The 2,008-nt window shown below is 62.4% G+C and carries 2 protein-coding genes and 1 pseudogene; all 3 read right to left on the minus strand.

The genetic code is table 11. The annotated features are described in order from the left end of the window. The coding region (locus EOD15_RS33450; RefSeq protein ID WP_127409251.1) for an ATP-binding cassette domain-containing protein at nucleotides 1-185 on the minus strand (185 nt) is incomplete at its 3' end. Beyond that, on the minus strand, nucleotides 185-1,780 hold the full coding sequence (livM, locus tag EOD15_RS33455; RefSeq protein ID WP_127320417.1) for a high-affinity branched-chain amino acid ABC transporter permease LivM: 1,596 nt from the start codon (nucleotides 1,778-1,780) through the stop codon (nucleotides 185-187). The genes EOD15_RS33450 and livM, both read right to left, overlap by 1 nt. A 4-nt stretch (nucleotides 1,781-1,784) precedes the next feature. Further along, nucleotides 1,785-2,008, minus strand: a pseudogene (locus EOD15_RS33460) (branched-chain amino acid ABC transporter permease LivH); the annotation flags it as partial.

Below are 2,008 nucleotides of genomic sequence, written 5' to 3' on the forward strand. Positions count from 1 at the left end.
CAGTTGAACACCGTGGTTTTGCCGGCGCCGTTGGGGCCGATCAGCGCGGTGATCTCGCCGCGCTTGGCGGCGAAAGACAAATCGCCGATGGCCACCAGGCCACCGAACTTCATCGACAGATGATCGACCTGCAGGATAGCGTCGTTCACGCCGGAATTGGCCTTCTGAACAGGGTTCGCATTCATCAGCCGTGTCCTTCCTTGGTGAAGGAGCTTGAGACAGCCTTTCGCTCCTTGAGGAAGGCGGTTGGTTCACGACTGCCGACGAAGCCGCGCGGCTTCCACAGCATGACGATGACCATGGCCATGCCGAACAGAAGCATGCGGTAGAGTTCCGGTGTGAAGTCCGGCCCGAAGACCTGCTTGAGGAAGTCGAGTTCGCGCAATGCCTCGGTGCCGCCGATCATCACCATTGCGGCGACCGCGATGCCGACCAGCGAACCCATGCCGCCGAGAACGACGATGGCCAGGATGATGGCCGATTCCAGGAAGACGAAGGATTCCGGGCTGACGAAGCCCTGCCGCGCGGCGAAGAACGCGCCGGCGAAGCCGCCGAACATCGCACCCGTGGCGAAGGCTGTGAGCTTCGTGGTGGTGGTGTTGATACCGAGCGAGCGGCAGGCGATCTCGTCCTCCCGCAACGCTTCCCAGGCACGGCCGACCGGCATGCGCCGCAGCCGGATGGTGACGAAGGCTGTCAGCAGCGCCAGCGCCAGGATCAGGTAATAGAGGAAGATCTTGTAGTAGGCGCTCGAGGTCGCCAGATGCAGCACCTTGGCGATGTAATTGGGGTCCGACACGTTGAAGGTCATCAGGCCGAAGAAGGTGACCTTCGGGATGCCGGAAATACCGGCCGAACCGTTGGTGACCTCGCGCCAGTTGATCAGCACCAGGCGGATGATCTCACCGAAAGCCAAGGTGACGATCGCCAGATAGTCGCCGCGCAGGCGCAGCACCGGGAAGCCGAGCAGCACGCCCCAGAAGGCGGCCATGGCGCCGGCGGCCGGCAAAAGGATCCAGAACGACAGGCCGTACTGCGTGCCGAGCAGCGCATAGGCATAGGCGCCGACCGCGTAGAAGGCGACATAACCGAGGTCGAGCAGGCCGGCGAGGCCGACGACGATGTTCAGGCCCCAGGCCAGCATCACATAGATCAGGATCTGGATGCCGAAATTGTCGACCCATTTCAGCGAGCCTTGCAGCCCGCCGACGAACGACCAGGACATCAGCGACAGGATCGCCACCACCAGGATCGGATAGAGGATCAGCGCGGCAATGCCGAGTTTGGTGAAGTTGGCATGGATGAAGCCCCGGAAATAATAAATCACGCAGGCCAGCACATAGATGACCGCCAGGGCGCGCAGGAATTGCAGATAGCCCGCCGGCTCCGCTCCCACCCATCCGACGAGAGAACTGTTGACCGCAAACAACACCACCGCCGCTACCAAGGCCACGATGAAGGCCGGCAATTGGAAGAAGCGTGACGCCACGCTGGCCGGCAGCAGACCGGTGGCGACGTCGGTGATCTTCTGGTTGGCCAGGAAGGGCTGGCCATAAGCGACATAGAGGAAGCGCCCGATGGCCGTGGCGATCACCACGGCGGCAAGCAGGCCCCAGCGCGTCGTCAGGACCAGTTCGTTAGAAATGTTCTGGCCGGTCTTCAGGCCGATGAACAGCACGAACAGGCCAAACGATATGGCAGCGGCATAAAGTGACTCGCGCAACGCGCGCTGCATAGGCGTGGCGACGGTGTCGCGCTCCGGAGATACGGTGACGGCCATGGTCTCAGACCTTTTCGACTTCTGGCCGGCCCAATATGCCGGAAGGCAGGAAGATCAGAACGATGGCCAGGATCGAGAACGCCGCGACGTCCTTGTAGTCGATCGAGAAATATGCCGACCACATGCTCTCGATGAAGCCGATCATCAGCCCCCCGACCACCGCGCCCGGCAGCGAACCGATGCCGCCCAGCACCGCCGCCGTGAAGGCTTTCACGCCCGGCGTAAAGC

It is taken from the genome of Mesorhizobium sp. M7A.T.Ca.US.000.02.2.1, from assembly GCF_003996995.1.
Classification (GTDB): Bacteria; Pseudomonadota; Alphaproteobacteria; order Rhizobiales; family Rhizobiaceae; genus Mesorhizobium.